The following is a 17,525-nucleotide window of genomic DNA, read 5'->3' as shown; positions in this document are numbered from 1 at the left end:
TCTAGGTTGTGGACGAGTCACCGGAAAGCACGGGGTCTCCGTGGACTTTCACGATCTTGATCTTTCCGTTGGCTTCCGGGGCGATGTGGGTCGCCGTCCGTACGGTGGCCTCCAGGCCGGGCGCCTTGCGGCGGAGCGCCTGCTCGATGTCGGTAGTGAGGTCGTGGCGGGCGTCCGCCGTGGGCACGATCACCACCTCGATCGCCCCCGGACGGTGCTGGATCAGCTGCATCCGGGTCACCTCGGGGAAGTCCTGGACCACGTACGTGAGGAAGTCCCCGTAGTAGCGCCGGCCGTCGGCGGCGGCGATGCGGTCCTGGCTGCGGCCCAGCACCTCGCGCACGATGGGCGTGCGGGCCACTCCGCAGGCGCAGTCGTTCGGGGTGATGTGCACCCGGTCGCCGAGCCGGTAGCGGATCAGCGGCATGGCCTGGCCGCGCAGCCTGGTGAGGAGGATCTCTCCCCGGCCGTCCTCGACCGAGACGGTGCCGTCGTCGTGCTCGACCTCGACGACCAGGTCGGAGGTGCGCAGGTGCAGGCTGCCCCGGGGGCAGGCGCGGGCGATGGTGAACGTCTCGACGCAGGCGTACACCTCCTGGTGGGCCGCGCCGAAGTAGTCGAGGATGTGCGCCCGGGCGACGGGGGTGAGCCGCTCGCCGCCGAACAGCACGGTCCTGACGCCGTCGTAGGCGATGCCGCGCCGCTTGAGCTCGTCCACCACGCTGCCGATGACGTTGGGGAACCCGACGAGGAACGTGGGCCTGGCCGCCAGGAACGCGGCCACCTGCTCGTCCAGCGGCCGGTCGGTCGGGATGTGGAAGTTGCGCAGCACTCCCAGGCGTTCGAGCGGATGGCGCAGGAACGGGTTGACCCGGAAATAGGCGATCCGGTCGGTGGGGCGCAGGCCGCTGGAGAGCATGTCCTGCAGGTAGGTGGCGCGCAGGTAGCCGAGGTCGCGTTCGGAGTTGCGGATGGTGATCGGGATGCCGGAGGAGCCGCTGGTCGTGGCGGAGCGGGTGCCGGCCTCGGTGAACCCGTCCGCGAGCAGGGCGGCTCCGTGGTGGTGCAGGTCCATGCGGTCCAGCACCGGGAAGCCGGCCAGGTCGTGCGCGGTGCGCAGTGCTTCGACCAGGGCGGGGTCGTACGTGCGCCGGTAGTGGGGGACGTTGGCGTAGGCGTGCCGGACGAGGGCGCGCAGCCGCTCGGCCTGGAGCCGCAGCTGCTCCTCGTGGCCGAGACGTTCCCTGCGGCGGATGGCGGCCAGGTGATAGGCGACCGGCGCGAGGCTGAACGTGGCTCCCCTCACGAGGCCACCGCCTCACGGGCGGCCAGCACGGGGGTGCCGTGCCGGCCGCAGCGCTCCACGGCGAGGTGGGCGGCGCCCGGCACGCTGATGCCCACCAGGGTCGGCCGGCGCCGTCGCAGCAGGGTGAACAGCGGTCCCGCCGGGGTCTGGCGCACGTGGACGCGCCGCCAGTTCACGTGCACCTGGCCGCAGCCCCGGTCCCGGCCGCCGAGATAGCCCAGCTGCGCGTCGTGCACCACATGCCCGTGGGCGTCACGCTCGTGGGTTTCGAGGTCCGTCAGGGGCAGGCGCACGAGCAGGCGTGCCCGGCCCGGATGATCGGGCAGCTCGGCGAGCTGGCCGGGGTCGCCCAGCAGGGCGGGCTCGCGGGCGGCGCGCAGGGCGCGCAGCCCCGCCGCCCTGGTCTCGGGGTCGGCCACCTCGGCGTCCGCGCTCAGCACGACGTGGTAGCGCGCCCTGCCGATCCGCCGCCAGTCCAGCAGTGCGCGGCGCACCTCGAACAGCGGCCGCTCACCCCGGTACGCCCCGGTCAGCCTCAGTGCCTCCAGCAGCTCGGCGGGCTCGCCGATCCAGCCGGGCTCCTCTCGCCGCCGCTCGTACGGCGCGCCCAGCGGGTACAGCCCGGCCAGCACCTCCTGCAGCCGCGTCGCCGGCGTCGGCGCCGGATCCTCCCGCCGTGCGCCCGCCTCGGCCCACATCTCGCGGTAGTACGGCACGGTGCCGAACGCCCGTGCCACCGCCGCCCGGTACGCCTGTTCCCAGGCTCGCTCGGAGAACCCCGATCGGGCCATCTCAGCAGAAGGTGTTCTGGTCGTGGACGAGAAGCCACCGCCCGTCCGCCCGGGTGAAGTAGAGGGTGAGGTAGTAGACCTTCTGGTACGGCTTGCCCTCCGGGTCCAGGTCGTCGTACTCCACCGACAGCAGGGCGAAGGCGGCCTCCCCGGCGGCCTCCACCCGTACGGTCTCGGCCCGCAGCGACCAGTCCGGATCGCCGAACCAGGCGGTGTGGAACTCGGCGATCGCCTCCTTGCCGCGCAGCAGCGTCCCGTTCGGCAGGATCACCGAGGCGTCCTGGTGGACGGTGGCCAGGTACGCCTCCAGGTCACGGGCCTCTATGGCCTTCAGGTGCGCGTCGAGCGCCTGTGAGAACTCCACGGTCGTTCGCCTCTCGAGATGTCGGATGGTCACCACGCGGCCAGCACCGCGGTCTGGGGAATCAGCTCGCACCCGAACCGCTGCTTCAGCTCGGCCATCCCCTTGCCGAACTCGCATCCCTCGCGGCCGTGCCTGATCATGTAGTCGATCTCACGTAAGTACAGGTCGAAGTAGAGGTTGCGGCGGCCTCCGTCGCGCACGTCCAGCGACCCGGTCACCGTGGTGACCAGGTGCCGGCCGTCGTCGAAGGCCAGGTCGAAGCAGAGCAGCCGGTCTCCGTCCAGGTGGCCGAAGTACCGGACCCCTTCCTCGCCGCCGAGCACGTGGAAGTAGCGTGCGGGCAGGGGCGCGTCGGAGCTCCCGTGCTTGCGCAGGGTGGCCCGGGCCAGCGTGCCGGCCTGCGCGGGGTCGATCTCGCCCGCGCCCGCCAGCACCCGCGTACTCTCCCCTGCCTCGGCGTGGATCTTGCGTAGCCGGCGGCGCCGGTCGCGCGGCAGGTCGGCGAAGTACGCGTCCATGTCGCTCCAGCGGTTGCGCAGCAGCGTGTTGGGCGCGGTCGTGAGCCGGGGCCGGGACCGCCGCGCCACCACCGGCAGCAGGTCCGCCGTGACCTGCCGGTAGACGATGCCCAGGCAGCGCCGGCCCAGCAGGCGGCGCAGCGCCTTCTCGAACGCGGCGAGCACGGCGGCCCTGTCCCGCTCGGACAGCTCGGCGGCGAAGGAGAACCCGCTGGTGAAGCCGATGGGCAGGCGGCAGTTGAACCACCCCGCCGGCGGCAGCGCCCCGGGCTCGGCGTATCTGCCCCGGCGGGGCGGCAGCCCGGCCACCTCGCCGGTGAACAGGGCGACCGCCTGGCCCCCGTCACGCACGATCCCCAGCCGGATGGGGCGGGTGGAGCACCAGGCGACGGTGGTCAGCGCGTCCGCCTGCCAGGCCGCGATCAGGCCCTGCTGTTTGCGGAAGAGCTCCCAGTCGGCGGGCACCGGCTGCACCGTGGGGTCGACGATCTCAACCCACATCGGCATCACCCGGCCTGAGCTGGGCGAGCACCCGTTCACGCAGCGGGCGCTCGGCGCGGTCGGCATAGGCGCGCACGGCGGCGACGAGCCCGGCCCGGCCGAAGCTCTCCTCCAGCCGCCGCAGCGGCGGCCCCGACTCGGTGCCGAACAGGGTCAGATAGAGCGTCCGGTACGACGCGCGCGTCCAGCGTTCCGGCAGGTCCCCATCCACGAGCAGGGCCCCGGGCTCGGCCTCGGACGTCCGGTCGATCCAGCGGCGGCTGCTGCCGCGGGCCAGCCAGGCGTGGGCGTGGCGCACCCGTTCTGCGGCGGCCGGGCCGAGCAGGGCGATGACACGTTCCACGTCGTAGCAGTGGGACTGGAGCAGCCCGAGCACGTGCCGCATCCCCGGCAGCGGGCCGGTCTCCTCGCCCTCGCCGGCGATGAGATCGTGCAGCGCCGTCGCCCGCCGCTCACCCGCCCGCACCCGGGCCAGGAAGCGGTCGTAGGCGTCGTAGGCGGCGACGAACGGGGCGAAGTCCAGGCTGATGCGGAAGTCGGACAGGCAGTTGGGCCTGCCGTACAGGAAGAGGATCAGCCGGGGCGGCATCACCCGCATGAGGTCGGCGAGCGTCATGCCGCCGCCGCGCGAGCCCGACACCTTCCCGCTGTCGCTCGACTGGCGGACCAGGCCGTACGGCACGATCACCGGCTGGTACGCGCGCAGGTACTCGCGGTAGATCGCCCGGGTGCGGTCCATCGTGCTGCCCGCGCTGCAGTGGTCCTGGCCCGCCGGCTCGCAGTCGATGCGCTCGTGGGTGACGCGCAGCGTCCAGTCGAGCGCCCACGCCGGCTTGACCAGCTCGGTGCGCCGCGTGCTGGTGAGAGCGCCGCAGGAGTCGCAGGCGTAGCGCACCCGGCCGCGGCCGAGCTTGAGCGTACGCGTGCCGCCCCGGCCGCACTGCTCGCAGTAGACGCTGAACAGGTGCTCGGGCGCCTGCCCGAGGAGCTTGCCGAGCTTGCCCGCGGCGCGGAGGTAGCGCCGCTGGAGCGGCACGTAGGTGCCGGCGAGGTAGCGTCCGTGCTGGTAGTGGGTCTGCCAGTCGGAGTCCGGCGGGGTGCGGCCGTCGGCGTCGGCCTCCGCCGGGCAGATGCCCATGCGCTTCAACTCGGCGATGTAGCGGCGGCAGATCCGCCTGCTGCGCTCGGTGGCGGCGCCCAGCGGGCGGGCGCCGTACCCGGCCAGCTCCGGGTCGCGGGCTGCCTGACTGGGGCGGATGGGGTCGTAGTCGTCGAAGCTGAGCAGGATCAGCGAGTCCTGTCCCAGCCGCCGCAGCGCCCGGTGGACCAGGTACGCGCAGGCGGTGTCACGGAAGTTGCCGACGTGGAACCACCCGCTGGGCGACATGCTGGTCTGGATCACCACGCGCCGCTCCGGCCCGTGCCGCTCCATCAGGCGCCGCGCGTAGTCGTAGGCCCAATGCGGCTGGGAACGGTCCTGTTTGAACAGGTCGGTGTAGCCGACCCCCGCAGTGGTGCTCATGTGCGTCGTCCGTCGTCCGTCGTCTCAGGATGCCGTGCGTGCCAGGTTGCCGGCTGTCCAGAGCTGCGGATGCTCCTGGAACCAGGCAATGGTGTGCCGCAGCCCGTCCTCGATGGGCGTCTTGGGCGACCAGCCCAGACGGGTTGTCGCGAGCGTGATGTCGGGACGGCGGATCTTGGGGTCGTCCTGTGGCCGCGGCACGTACGTGATCTCCGATGCGGAGCCGGTGAGCTCAATGATCCACTCGGCCAGGGAGAGCATGGAGATCTCATGCGGGTTGCCCAGGTTGACGGGTCCGTCCATGTCCGAGTTGAAGACGCGGAAGACGCCCTCGACCAGGTCGTCCACATAACAGATCGACCGGGTCTGGCTGCCGTCGCCCGACACGGTGATCGGCTCGCCGAGCAGCGCCTGCCTGATGAACGTCGGGATCGCGCGGCCGTCGAACGGCCGCATCCTGGGGCCGAACGTGTTGAAGATCCGCAGGATCGCGGTGTCGACGCCGCAGGCCCGCCGGAAGGCCATGGTCATGGCCTCGGCGAAGCGCTTGGCCTCGTCGTAGACGCCGCGCGGGCCGACCGGGTTCACGTTGCCCCAGTAGGTCTCCGGCTGCGGGTGGACCAGCGGGTCGCCGTACGTCTCCGACGTGGAGGCGAGGACGAACCGGGCGCCCTTCTCCTTGGCCAGCTCGAGCGCGTTGAAGGTGCCGCTGGAGCCGACTCTGAGCGTGTCGATGGGCAGCCGAAGGTAGTCGGTGGGCGAGGCCGGCGAGGCGAAGTGGAGGACGGCGTCGACCGGGTCCGCGAGCACCAGGTGCTGGGACACGTCGGTGCGGATCAGCCGGAAGCGGTCGTCGGCCATGAGGTGTTCGACGTTGGCGACCGCTCCCGTGAGAAAATTGTCAACACAGTAAATGCGGTAACCTTCAGCCAGAAACCGCTCACAAAGATGAGAACCGAGAAAACCGGCGCCGCCGGTAATGGCCACAGCGGGGCGCCTCATATGGTCTTCTCACTATCTTTTTTGCGTTGGACGACAGCCGAAAAAAACACGTATGGCCCCCCGCATTAAAAAGCCTCCGAGCGGGCCCCCCGGATCGCTCAGGAAGATCAGCTTCGATGCACCCGCAGGCTATGACGGCCGCCTCGCCACCGTCAATACTCACTTACCACCAGAAGCGGGTATATATCAGACATACTGTCATCTATGGGTATGGCTGAAATATAAACCAATTGACCCACTAAGGGTTATGAGCTGCCGTTTTGTCATCTGGTCAGTACGCGCCTCATTTCTGACAGTCAGTGCCTGTGAAGACGCGGCGCAGCACTTTCAGTACTTCTCCGACCACACGCGGTCGAGGAAGCCGGCGACGAGCGGAGCGATCTCGGACAGATGCGTCTCCAGGGCGAAATGGCCGGCCTCGAAAAGGTGAAGTTCGGCGTCGGGCACGTCGCGCAGGTACGCGCGGGCTCCGGGCTCGGGGAAGAACGGATCGCCGGTGCCCCAGGCGATGAGGGTGGGCGGCGTGTGCCGGTGCAGCCACGCCTGCCAGCGGTCGTAGCTCTCGACGTTGGTGTGGTAGTCGAACGCGAGTGCCACCTGGGCCTCCTTGCGTCCGGGCAGGTCCAGGAAGTGCTGGTCGAGGGTCCACCCGTCGGGGGCCAGCAGTTCGGGGTGGGCGACGCCGCTCTCGTACTGGAAGCGGGTGCCGGACGGCGTGAGCAGGTCGCGAACGGCCTTCTCGGCGCCCGGCGTCTCGGGGCGCAGCGCGATGAAGTCGCGGGCCGCCTGCGACAGGCCTTCGGCGTAGGCGTTGCCGTTCTGGACGACCAGTCCCGCGATCCATTCGGGGTGCCGCTCGGCGAGGCGGAAGCCGACAGGGGCGCCGAAGTCGAAGACGTACATGGCGAACCGGGTCAGGCCGAGCCGCTGGACGAAGCCCTCCATCACGTCGGCGAGGCGGTCGAAGGAGTAGGTGAAGCCCTCCGGGGCCTGGGTGTGACCGAAACCGGGGTAGTCGGGGGCGATCAGCCGGTAGCGGCCGCCGAGGGCGTCGATGAGGCGGCGGAACTGGTGCGAGGCGGACGGGAAGCCGTGCAGGAGCAGCAGCACGGGCGCGTCGTCCCGGTCGGGCAGCGACTCCCGGTAGAAGACGCGGACGTCGCCGACGTCGAGGTGACGGTGGACGATGCGGGCGATCGACATCTCTAATGCCTTTCAAGCGAGAAGATGCATTAGATATAGCCCATGACTTCCTAATGCGTCAACCCGGCTTGATACCATTAGAGGTATGAGCGATCTCGTTCCCCTGACCGGGGAGCCGCTGGCGCTGGACCTGATCAACACCCGCCCGGCCACCGGCGACCTCCTGGCCACGCCCGACGACCTGCGCGCCTGGCTGGGCCTGCAGGCCGACCGGTTCCCCGAGGCTCGAGAGCTCGCCGCCGCCGAGCTCACCGCTGCCGATCTGGCCGCCGTCCACGCCGTACGCGAGCACACCGCCCGCGCCGTCGAGCACACCCGCAACGCCACTCCGCCCCCCGCGGAGGACCTGAAGCACCTGAACCAAGCCCAGCTCGACGCACCCGCCATCAGCGAGCTCGCCTGGAACGGCGAGGCAGTCACGGCGACCCTCCGCCGCACCGGTTCCCCCGGGGCCCGGCTGGCTGCATGGCTCGCCGAGGCCGCCGCCGGCCTGCTGGCCGACCCGGCGGTCACCCGGGTCCGCCAGTGCGAGGCCCACGACTGCGTGCTGCTGTTCCTGCCCGCCCATCCGCGCCGCCGCTGGTGCTCGGCCGCCCGCTGCGGCAACCGCACCCGCGTCGCCCGCCACTACCAGCGCCACAAGCCGGCCTGACTGTACGGGCGTGCCGCTATGACCCGGCCGCCAGTTCTCCACGACCGCAGGTCCGGGATCTTCTATCCGACGCGCAGAAGCGGAACGTGTTGGATCTGTTACATGCTGTGATGTGAGCTGCTCAGGCGGCTCCCCCCGAACAGCACGAACACAAGGAGACACGGCAATGAGGTCGACGACACGCGGCATGCGGATCGCAACGGGCGCCGGCGCCATCGCGCTCGCCATGGTGGCTTGCGCCGCCCCGGCCACGGCGGCCGCCCCCGCCTCCAGGGCGTCCGGTGACATCTGCCTGTGGAGCGGGCGGGATTACTCCGGCGCGTCGTGGTGCTGGAGCCCGGACCACGGCTACGTGGACGTGCCGCCGGCGCTCCACGACAACGTGGGGTCCTTCATCGCCCACGCCGACGGCTGCTTCATCAACTGGATCAGCGTCCCCGACAGGAAGGAGACCCGCGTCGTCCGTGACGGCGACTACCGCAGGGTGTACAAGGACGACTTCGGCGGCAAGATCGACGCCGTGGCGCCCAACTGCTAGGTCCCCGGACGTCGAGTGAGACGACGGGCTCTGGGCGGTCGCAGCGCGAACAGAGCCCGTCCCGGGTCCGTTCGAAGCGGGCCACACTGCGCAGTCCGCAAAGTTGTGACATATCACTTTTGTGCCGTCTTAGGCGAAATGTAACTCCTGTGTTCTCAACGGCCCCCGAAACTGGAGAAGGACCCAGGCGCGAGCCCGGGACCGATCGAAAACGGGGGGATCACAGTGAAACGAGTGCTTCTCGCGGCGGCGCTGGCGCTGACCGCCAGCACCGCCGGCACCGTCGCCCATGCTTACGTTCGTACGCCCACGCCGGAACCGACGGATACGTCCATGCCGGAAACCTCGCCGGCACCGGAGGAGACCTCCACCATGCCCGAGGTCTCACCGTCACCTGGAGAGATGTCGCCTGGCGTCGCCGCGACCCCGTCCGGGCCCGGCTGCTCCGCGATGGAGAGCGAACTGTCCGGCATCGCGGACAAGCCGGTCGCCACCGCCCTCTCGCAGGTCACCGAGCTCTCCACATTCTCGGGCGCCGTGAAGAAGGCCGGGCTGGAGGAGAATCTGAACTCCGCCAAGGACATCACGGTCTTCGCGCCTGACAACAAGGCGTTCGACGCGATCCCGAAGGAGGCCCGCGACAAGGTCATGGCCGACAAGGAGAAACTGGTCAAGGCCATCAACTACCACGTGGTTGAGGGCAAGAAGGAGCCGGCCGACCTTTCGGGTGCCACGCTCAAGACGCTGCAGGGCGGCGAGCTGACCGTGAAGGGTTCCGGTGAGAACCTCACGATCAACGGCGCCAAGATCGTCTGCGGCGGCATCCACACGAGCAACGCCGTGGTCTACGTGGTCGACAAGGTCCTGATGCCCCAGTGAGGGACACGGGCCCCGGCCCGGACGGAGAGCACGATCGCCAGGCGACGACCCCGGCGACCGTGCTCTCGCCATGTCCGGCCGGGAATGCGGCGACCGCAGATCACATGAGGCGAACAAGAACGTGGGACCCTGCGTCTAATTCCTACACCTGACCGATCTTGATCGCCTCGCGGAGATTTGTGTCGATGCGTACCACCCGAACGACGGTCCTCCTGCTCACCGCCGCGGTGCTCTGCGCGTGCGGAGCGCCCTCCCAGCACACCGGAAGCCGGACGGCGACGACGCCCCCGCGGCAGCCCGCGTCCCCGCCGGCCTCGCCGGCCGTGACCGGCTCGCCGCCGGCGAGCGCGACCCCTGCCGGAACCCTCGTACGGGAGGGGCTGGTCGGCCTGCACGGCTCGAACCCGTTCAAGGTGGAGGTCAAGGCGCTCGAGCGCAACAGTGACCTCACCGTGCTCAAGATGGAGATCACGGCCACCGGCGAGGGCGGCTCCAGCGGCGACTTCGGCTACGACGGGTTACCCACGCAGAGCGTGAGCTTCGGCAAGTTCCGGCTGTTCGACCCGGTCGGCAGGAAGGTCTACTTCACGCTGCGGGAGAACGACGCCGACGGCAGGGCGTTCGGCACCCGCCACGCCACGCCCACCACGGAGAACTATCCCGACGACTTCCGTGCCGGCGTGCGTTACCCCGTCGAGGTGTACTTCCCGCCGCTGCCGGCCGGGGTCCGGCAGGTCTCGATCGTGCCGGACATGGCCATGGCCCCGTTCACCGGCGTCCCGGTCACCGACGGCGCCGCCCCGCCCGTCGCCAGGCAGCGCGACGAGACGGACACGCCCGCTGCCGGCTCGACGTTCCAGTTCCCCGTGGTGCCGCCGTCGGGCAAGATCTGGTCGGGGGTCTCCGACGTGCACGAAATGATCGAGACCCCGCAGAAGACGACCGAGCAGCAGGGCGCCCAGGAGACGATCGGGCTACGCACGGACGTGCTGTTCCGCTTCGACAAGGCGGATCTGTCGGACAAGGCCGCCGCCGTGCTGGACGAGGTGGTCGAGGAGACCCGCCTGCGGGCCGACCCCGCCAAGCCGCCGATCCTCATCGAGGGGCACACCGACAGCAAGGGCGAGCCCGCCTACAACCAGAACCTCTCGGTCAAGCGGGCGGAGGCGGTGCGCGGGTACCTCGCGGGCAAGCTCGGCGACGCGTACGTCTACAAGGCCACGGGCAAGGGCGAGAGCGAGCCGATCGCCGACAACACCAAGCAGGACGGCAGCGACAACCCCGAGGGCCGCGCCCGCAACCGCCGCGTCGAGATCTCCTACCAGATCAAGCAGGACCTGCCCGGCACGACCACCACGACCGGCCCGTCGGCGGACAAGGTGCGCGGTTCGGTACGCGGCCCCGCCCCGTTCCGCGCCGACGCGGGTCCGGTGGTGGGCTCGCTGAGCGTGAAGCACTTCAACGACCGGCTGCGGGTGGACGTTCACCCGTTCTACCGCGACGGCGCCTACCTGGTGGCGACCTTCGACGTCGCGCTGGAGAGCTCGGAGTTGTTCGTCCCGGTGCCGGGGCCGTTCAGCGGCGGGTCGCACTCGTTCTCCTCCGGCTCCGACTACGGCACGTTCAGCCTGGTCGACCCGGCGACGCAGGCGCGGTACCTGCCGCTGAAGATGAGCACCGAGTTCGTGGAGAACTCCGTGCTGACCCTGGACAAGGGCGAGGTCAACAGGAGCTACGTCTACTTCCCCGCGCCCGCAGACTCGACGAAGTCGATCACCCTGGAGGCGGAGGGCCTCGGCACCGTGCCGAACGTCCCGATCTCGTGAAGCGCGAGATCGATGGATTGTTGACATCCCCGGTCCGGCCTTCCTACGTTGGTCGGCGGCTCAGGCGGCCGGGCGGTCCCGTCCGGCCTGAGCCGCCGGAAGACCGCGAACGACCGGGAGGCGCCTGTGCCGGGACCCGCCCACCGTCCCGTCATCACCGTGCTCTGCGCCGACGCGGACAGCCGTCCCCCGCACGTGGAGGCCGTGGAGGAGCGGGCGACCGTCCGCTACTGCGATCACGCGGGCCTGCCTGCGGCGATCGAGGGGGCGCACGCGCTGCTCCTGTGGGACTACTTCTCCACCGCCGTGCGCGAGGTGTGGGACCGGGCGGGCGCGCTGCGCTGGATCCACGTGGCGGCGGCCGGCGTGGACCGGCTGCTGTTCGACGCGCTCGTCGACTCCGACGTCGTGGTCACCAACGCCAGGGGCGTCTTCGACCGGCCCATCGCCGAGTTCGTGCTCGGCTCGGTGCTCGCCTTCGCCAAGGACGTCCATCGCGGTCATGACCTGCAGCTCGCGCGTACCTGGCGGCACCGGGAGACCTTGACGGTGGCGGACAGCACCGCGCTGATCGTGGGCACCGGCGCGATCGGGCGGGAGACCGCCCGGCTGCTGCGCGCCGTCGGCATGCAGGTCCGGGGCGCCGGCCGTACGGCACGCGCCGGCGACCCCGACTTCGGCGCCGTCGTGCCGAGCGGCGACCTGGCCGCCCACGTCGGCTGGGCCGATCACGTGGTCCTGGTCACGCCCCTGACCGAGGAGACCCGCGGGCTGGTCGACGCCGAGGTCCTGGCCGCGATGAAGCCGACCGCCCACCTGGTCAACGTCGGCCGCGGCCCCTGCGTCGTCGAGGCCGACCTGGTCGCGGCCCTGTCGGCCGGGCGGATCGCGGGCGCGACCCTGGACGTGTTCGACACCGAGCCGCTGCCGCCCGACCACCCGCTGTGGGGGACGCCCGGCGTGGTGGTGTCCGCGCACATGGCCGGGGACGCGGCCGGCTGGCCCGGCGCGCTCGCCCGCCAGTTCGCGGAGAACGCCCTGCGCTGGCTCGACGGCAAGCCCCTGATGAACGTCGTCGACAAGCGCCTCGGCTTCGTACCGTCCGGGCCACGCTGAGGAGACGGCAGCGTTCCCCAAGGGGCGCGACACGCCCGAGGGCCGGCCCACGACGGACTGGACCGGCTGGACGCGGCTCCGCGATCGGGTCCTCACAACGCGAGTTCGGCAGGCGTGAGACCCATCACATACACTCTGTCCAGCGGTTTCGCGGCGGGCCGGCTCGTACCGGCCACCGTCTGGCCTCGGCGGAGCATCAGGCGGCCGGCTACGACACCGGCGCGACCGCGGCCCTCGTCGGCACCCTGCGGCGCAGGGCAGGAACCAACAAGAAGAAAGATCATGCGAATTCTCGCGACTCTCATAGTCGGGGCCGCGTTCGGCCTGGCCGCCTGCGGTTCGTCCGCCGGCCGTGAGCCTTCGGGAGACCTCCATATCGGCATGGCCGTGTCGACGCTGAACAACCCCTACTTCGTTCAGTTCCGAGACGGCGCGGAGGCGGCCGCCCAGAACTTCGGGGTCAAGCTGACCGTCACCGACGCGCACAACGACTCCGCCCAGCAGGCTGACCAGATCAAGAGCTTCACCGGCCAGAAGATGAAGGCGATCATCGTCAACCCGGTCAGCTCCGAGGCGGTCGGCCCGGCGGTCAAGGCCGCTGACCAGGTCAACATCCCCGTGATAGCGGCCGACCGCACGGTCACAGGCGCCGAGGTGGCCGAGACCCTGACCTCCGACAACGTGGCCGGAGGCAAGCTCGGCGCCCAGGAGCTGGCCAAGCAGCTCGGCGGGAAGGGCGAGGTGGTCGTGCTCGAGGGCACGGCCGGCACCTCTGCCTCCCGCGACCGCAGCCGGGGCTTCACCGCGGGCATCGCCGCGTACCCGGACATCAAAGTCGTCGCCAAGCAGCGGGCCGACTTTCACAGGGGGAAGGGACGGCAGGCCATGGCGAGCCTGATCCAGAGTCATCCGAACATCACGGGTGTCTTCGCGGAGAACGACGAGATGGCGCTGGGCGCGGCCCAGGCCCTGGGGCCGAAGGCGGGGCGGCAGGTCAAGGTCGTCGGCTTCGACGGCACGCCGGAGGGCATCAAGGCGGTGCAGGCGGGCACGCTGACCGCCACGGTCGCCCAGCAGCCGCGGCTGCTGGGCTGGCAGGCGGTGGACGGCGCGATCAAGGCGGCGAGGGGCCAGATCATCGCCAAGTCTGTGGCGATCCCCGTCAAAGTGGCGACCAAGGAGAACGCCCGGGAGTTCTGGACTTTCTAAACTTTCCGCGCCGGTCCGTGGCGCCGCCCGCCCGCGGGGGGGTTCAGGCCCAGGCGGTGACGGCCGTGAAGGAGCTGTCGTCGCGGAACCCGGCGGTGCCGTCGTAGGCGTCCACCCAGAGCTCGTAGTCGCGGTGCCGCAGGAAGCGGCCGGGATAGTTGCTCGATTCGAGCCGCGCCGAGCCGCTCGCGGTGCCGGGGACGGCGTAGAAGGTGGCGTCGGCCTTGAACAGCGCCGTCCCGTCGTCGGCGGCCAGGCGCACCCGCCATCCGGAGTGGCGCAGGTACTGCCCGTTGGCGGCGCGCAGGGAGTAGCCGTTCGGCGCGGCGAGGCCCGCCACGATCGTGAAAGTGGCGTCCTGCCGCGTCTGGGCGTCGCTGGAGGCGCTCACCTCGTGCAGGTAGCCGAGGTTGTTCTGGTGCCTGATGTAGCGGGCGGGGTAGTTCACCGAGCGCAGTGACCTGGTCGTCCCCGTCGGGAGGGTGGCGGTGCCGGGGGTCCTGGCGTGCGTGAGCGTGCCGAAGCCGAGCTGGTCGAAGCCGCCGCTGTTGGGTCCGTAGTCACCGCCGCCGCCCTCCGGCCGCACTTGGGCGACGAACGCGGCCGAGTACGGCATGGCCAGGCCGCGCCGGTTCGCGTAGTGGTTGTAGACGGTCTCCCAGACGGGGCGCACCTCGCCGCGGCTCGCCGAGGAGATCACGGTCTGCGTCTGCTGGGCGCAGTTCTGGCCGGTGCCCCAGGTGTAGGCGGTGAACGGGACGTCCTCGCCCAGGTTGTACTTGGCGATGTACTCGCACGCCTTGGCGAACCGGTTGCCGTCGTAGCCGTACAGGTCGATGCCCTGGTTCCAGGCCATCTCGCAGAAGGCGCCCATCTGTCCGACGCCCATCATGGTGTGGCCCTGGTCGCGCCCGCTCTCCTGCCACTGTGCGAGCCCGCCGCTGTGCACGAACGGGATGGCGTGCATGATCGAGCCGTTGCCCGCGCCGGTCTTGAAGTACGTGACGGCCCGGTCGATGAGGTCCTGGCGGTCGCAGAGGACGCCGATGGCCAGGATGGAGTTCATGGTGCACAGATCCCAGTTGGCCCAGTAGTTGGTGATGCAGGCGTCGTTGTGGCTGGTGAGAAAGCTCTCGTTGAGCGGGAGGAAGACGTTGAGCATCATCCGCTGGAAGCGGGCCAGGTCGAAGCCGCCGTAACCACGCATGATCTCGCCGACGTTGGCGAACTGGTAGCCGTAGATGCCCGCGGCGAGGAACCTGTCGGCGTTGCCGGTGACCGTGGTGAGCGTGCCTGACCAGGCGTTGAGGAGGTCACGTGCCTTGTCGCCGTGCGCGGCGCCGCCACTGACCTTCCAGCGCAGCGCGTTCTGGTAGGCGGCGTGAATGTCGTTGTAGAGGATGCCGTAGTTCTGCCCGTCGCCGCCGCGGATGATCGTCGCCTGCGGGTTGGGGGTCCAGGTGCTCTGCGAGTGGGAGTTGGCCACGAGCCTGTCCCAGCCCGCCTTCCACGGCTGGGCTCCGGCGTTGACCATGGACCGCATGCGGTCGAAGTCCGCCTGGGTGTGCAGCAGGCCGGGGTGACTGGCCGCGGCGGCGGGTTCGGCGCGGCCGAGCAGGGCCGCGCCCGCGCCGGCGGCGAGCACGGTGTCGAACGCGGTCTTGAGCGCGGTACGGCGGCTGACGAGGGGATCGCGTGGGGACATGAACCTCTCCTCGAGGTGATGCCTGCGGGCGGAGAGATAGAAAACGTTGTCCTCCAGAGATTAGGCCGCAACTAGGAGAGCGACAAGATGTTTGGGCCGTTTGATAGACACCGGTCTCTAGGCCGCGATCGCTCGACCCTCAGCCGCCGTCCGGAGGGCGGCGGCGAGCCGTACCACGGTCCACGGCATAACCTGGGTGGTGAATGCTGTGCACGCTCGGGTTCGACTCGCGGCCTGGGTCGGCGACCAGGGGGATCGCCTTTCCGGGGGCTCCTTATGAAGCTTTTGACGGATAAATCAACGTTTGTCGGACGGGGACACGAGCTGTCCGTGGCGCGAAAGGCGCTGTCGAAGGCTCGGCTGCTCACCTTGACCGGCACGGGCGGGGTCGGCAAGACCCGGCTGGCGCTCAGGATGGCCGAGCTCCTGCGGGACAAGTACCGGGACGGCGTCGAGGTGGTCGAGCTCGGCCCTCTGGAGACCGGCGACCTGCTGGAACCCGCGGTCGCCGCGGCCCTGGACCTGCAGGACGCGAGCCCCGACCTCACGGGCGTGCTGGTGGACTTCCTGTCGGCCAAGCGCATGCTGCTGGTCCTGGACAGCTGCGAGCACATGGGCGAGGGCTGCGCCCGCTTCGTGGAGCGGCTGCTGCGAGCCGCGCCCCATGTGCAGGTCCTGGTGACCAGCAGGCAGAGCCTGGGCGTGTACGGCGAGCAGGTGCTGAAAGTCCCGCCGCTGCCCGTTCCCGGCCCCGGTCCCGGCCCCAGGCTCCCGGAGAGCGGCCGCGCCCCGGACGACCGGATGGAGGCGCCGTGCACCGGCCGCACCGTCCGGGAGGTCGCCCGGCACGCCGCGGTCCGCCTGTTCCTGGAGCGCGCGGCGAAGGTCGTGCCGGGCTTCGCGCTGGGCGCGGGCAACGTGGAGCGCGTGGTGCGGCTGGTGCGGCGCCTCGAGGGGCTTCCGCTGGCGATCGAGCTGGCCGCGGCGCGGCTGCGTACCCTGTCGCTGGAGCGGCTGGCGGACGAGCTGGACGAGCGCTTCGACGTGCTCGGCGCCGGCGCCCCCACCGCGTTGCCGCGGCACCAGACGCTGCGCGCGACCATGGACTGGAGCTTCCAGCTCTGCTCGGCCGAGGAGCAGCGGCTGTGGGCGCGGCTGTCGATGTTCCCCGGCGGGGCTGATCTGGACACCGCCGAGGACGTCTGCTCCGGTGAGGGCATCGAGCGGCTCGACGTGCTCGACCTCCTGGCCGGGCTGGTGGACAAGTCGGTCCTGGCCCGGGACGAGACCGGCTTCCGCATGCCGGAGAGCCTGCGCGCGTACGGCTCCGAACAGCTGACCCCCTCCGAGCAGCGGCTGATGCGCGGGCGTTTCGTCGGCCATTACCGGGAACTGGCGGAGGCGCACCGGATCGACCAGCTGGTCCCCGACCAGCTGGAGCGGTACCGGGTGCTGCGGCAGGAGCTGCCCAACGTACGCGGGGCCCTCGAGACGTGCCTGAGCGAGCCGCCGCTGGCCTCCGCCGGACTGGAGACCGCGTCGGCGATGTGGTGCTACTGGCTGCTCTCCGGCGCGCTCACCGAGGGCCGCTACTGGCTCGAACGCGGCCTGGACCTGGTGCCGGAGGCCGGCCGGGCCCGGGCGACGGCGCTGTGGGTGGACAGCATGCTCGCCCTGCGCCAGGGCGACGTCGACGCGGCCCTGCCGCTGCTGGAGGAGTGCCACACGATCGCCCTGCGGCCGGGGAACGAGGACATCTTGCCGTACGCCGTACGGACCGCTGGTGTGGCGGCCTTCTCCAGCGGCGAGGGGCGGCGCGGTCTCGCGCTGTTGCGGGAGTCCCTCGCTCTCCACCGGGCCCTGGACGACCTGGACGGGGTCCTGTTCAGCCTCTACTTCGCGGCCGCGTACGGCTCGAGCGAGGACCCCGGCCAGGCCGCGGAGTTCGGCGAGGAGCTCCTGGACCTGTGCGAGTCCCATCACTCCCTGGTGTCCCGCTCGTACGCCCAGCTGGTCCTCGGCGTGGCGTGGTGGAACCTGGGCGACTGCGCGCGGGCCGAGGCCCTGGTGACGGCGGCAACGGAGTTCGCCGGGGCGAGCGACGACCGGTGGTGCCTCGTCCAGTGCCTGGAGGTGCTGGCCTGGTGCGCCGGCGCCCGGCAGGAGCACGAGCGCGCCGCCGAGCTGCTGGGGGCGGCGCACGCGCTGTGGCAGGCGGCGGGCGCCTCGCCCGAGCGGCTGTGCTATCACGCTTCTTCGCACGTACGGTGCGCGGACCAGGCCCGCCGCGCTCTCGGGAGAGCGGCGTTCACGTCCGCCTTCCGCCAAGGGGCGCGGCTCGGAACCGGTCGCGCCGTCATGTACGCGGTCCGGCCCGCGCAGGCCTCGTGAGA

Annotated in this window: 15 protein-coding genes; 7 read left to right on the top strand and 8 right to left on the bottom strand. The window is 70.7% G+C overall.

Annotation, left to right across the window (positions count from 1 at the left end; all coding sequences use genetic code 11):
* Position 1 precedes the first annotated feature (1 nt).
* From AB0J64_RS37215 to AB0J64_RS37185, 7 genes are all read right to left on the bottom strand, one after another.
* Positions 2-1,306 carry a hypothetical protein gene (locus AB0J64_RS37215; RefSeq protein ID WP_364038029.1) on the bottom strand — a complete coding sequence of 435 codons (1,305 nt, stop codon included), beginning with the start codon at positions 1,304-1,306 and terminating at the stop codon, positions 2-4.
* Entirely contained in the window at positions 1,303-2,097 is a 795-nt protein-coding gene (locus AB0J64_RS37210) for a hypothetical protein (RefSeq protein ID WP_364038026.1), read from the bottom strand. Before AB0J64_RS37210 ends, AB0J64_RS37215 begins: the two co-directional genes overlap by 4 nt.
* Before the next feature lies 1 nt (position 2,098).
* Entirely contained in the window at positions 2,099-2,461 is a 363-nt protein-coding gene (locus AB0J64_RS37205; protein WP_364038023.1) for an SgcJ/EcaC family oxidoreductase, read from the bottom strand.
* Between the two features lie 29 nt (positions 2,462-2,490).
* Positions 2,491-3,480 carry a hypothetical protein gene (locus AB0J64_RS37200; RefSeq protein ID WP_364038020.1) on the bottom strand — a complete coding sequence of 330 codons (990 nt, stop codon included), beginning with the start codon at positions 3,478-3,480 and terminating at the stop codon, positions 2,491-2,493.
* Positions 3,470-5,002 carry a hypothetical protein gene (locus tag AB0J64_RS37195; protein WP_364038017.1) on the bottom strand — a complete coding sequence of 511 codons (1,533 nt, stop codon included), beginning with the start codon at positions 5,000-5,002 and terminating at the stop codon, positions 3,470-3,472. The genes AB0J64_RS37200 and AB0J64_RS37195 overlap by 11 nt, the downstream gene beginning before the upstream one ends.
* A 24-nt stretch (positions 5,003-5,026) precedes the next feature.
* Positions 5,027-6,004: a UDP-glucuronic acid decarboxylase family protein gene (locus AB0J64_RS37190; protein WP_364038014.1), complete on the bottom strand. Its 978-nt coding sequence runs from the start codon at positions 6,002-6,004 to the stop codon at positions 5,027-5,029.
* Between the two features lie 327 nt (positions 6,005-6,331).
* A complete protein-coding gene (locus AB0J64_RS37185) occupies positions 6,332-7,207 on the bottom strand; it encodes an alpha/beta hydrolase (protein WP_364038011.1) in 876 nt (291 codons plus the stop codon).
* Positions 7,208-7,292: 85 nt separating this feature from the next.
* On the opposite strand from AB0J64_RS37185, the gene AB0J64_RS37180 reads away from it, so the two are divergent.
* From AB0J64_RS37180 to AB0J64_RS37155, 6 genes are all read left to right on the top strand, one after another.
* Positions 7,293-7,859, top strand: a complete 567-nt coding sequence (locus tag AB0J64_RS37180) for a CGNR zinc finger domain-containing protein (RefSeq protein ID WP_364038008.1) — start codon at positions 7,293-7,295, stop codon at positions 7,857-7,859.
* Positions 7,860-8,025: 166 nt separating this feature from the next.
* Positions 8,026-8,397 (top strand): peptidase inhibitor family I36 protein, encoded by a 372-nt coding sequence (locus AB0J64_RS37175; RefSeq protein ID WP_364038005.1) that lies wholly within the window; start codon positions 8,026-8,028, stop codon positions 8,395-8,397.
* A gap of 225 nt (positions 8,398-8,622) precedes the next feature.
* Positions 8,623-9,276, top strand: coding sequence for a fasciclin domain-containing protein (locus tag AB0J64_RS37170; RefSeq protein ID WP_364038002.1), 654 nt, complete (start codon positions 8,623-8,625; stop codon positions 9,274-9,276).
* 185 nt (positions 9,277-9,461) lie between these two features.
* Positions 9,462-11,102 (top strand): OmpA family protein, encoded by a 1,641-nt coding sequence (locus AB0J64_RS37165; protein ID WP_364037999.1) that lies wholly within the window; start codon positions 9,462-9,464, stop codon positions 11,100-11,102.
* Positions 11,103-11,228: 126 nt separating this feature from the next.
* Positions 11,229-12,218, top strand: coding sequence for a D-2-hydroxyacid dehydrogenase (locus AB0J64_RS37160; RefSeq protein ID WP_364037996.1), 990 nt, complete (start codon positions 11,229-11,231; stop codon positions 12,216-12,218).
* Between the two features lie 282 nt (positions 12,219-12,500).
* On the top strand, positions 12,501-13,427 hold the full coding sequence (locus AB0J64_RS37155) for a substrate-binding domain-containing protein (RefSeq protein WP_364037993.1): 927 nt from the start codon (positions 12,501-12,503) through the stop codon (positions 13,425-13,427).
* A 43-nt stretch (positions 13,428-13,470) separates the two neighbouring features.
* On the opposite strand, the gene AB0J64_RS37150 is transcribed toward AB0J64_RS37155, so the two are convergent.
* Complete coding sequence (locus AB0J64_RS37150) at positions 13,471-15,132, bottom strand: AbfB domain-containing protein (RefSeq protein WP_364037990.1); 1,662 nt, start codon at positions 15,130-15,132, stop codon at positions 13,471-13,473.
* A 330-nt stretch (positions 15,133-15,462) separates the two neighbouring features.
* On the opposite strand from AB0J64_RS37150, the gene AB0J64_RS37145 reads away from it, so the two are divergent.
* On the top strand, positions 15,463-17,523 hold the full coding sequence (locus AB0J64_RS37145; RefSeq protein WP_364037987.1) for a LuxR family transcriptional regulator: 2,061 nt from the start codon (positions 15,463-15,465) through the stop codon (positions 17,521-17,523).
* Positions 17,524-17,525 lie beyond the last annotated feature (2 nt).

The sequence above is a fragment of the Nonomuraea sp. NPDC049695 genome (assembly GCF_040674955.1).
Classification (GTDB): Bacteria; Actinomycetota; Actinomycetes; order Streptosporangiales; family Streptosporangiaceae; genus Nonomuraea; species Nonomuraea helvata.
This window is presented reverse-complemented; position numbering and strand designations above follow the sequence as displayed.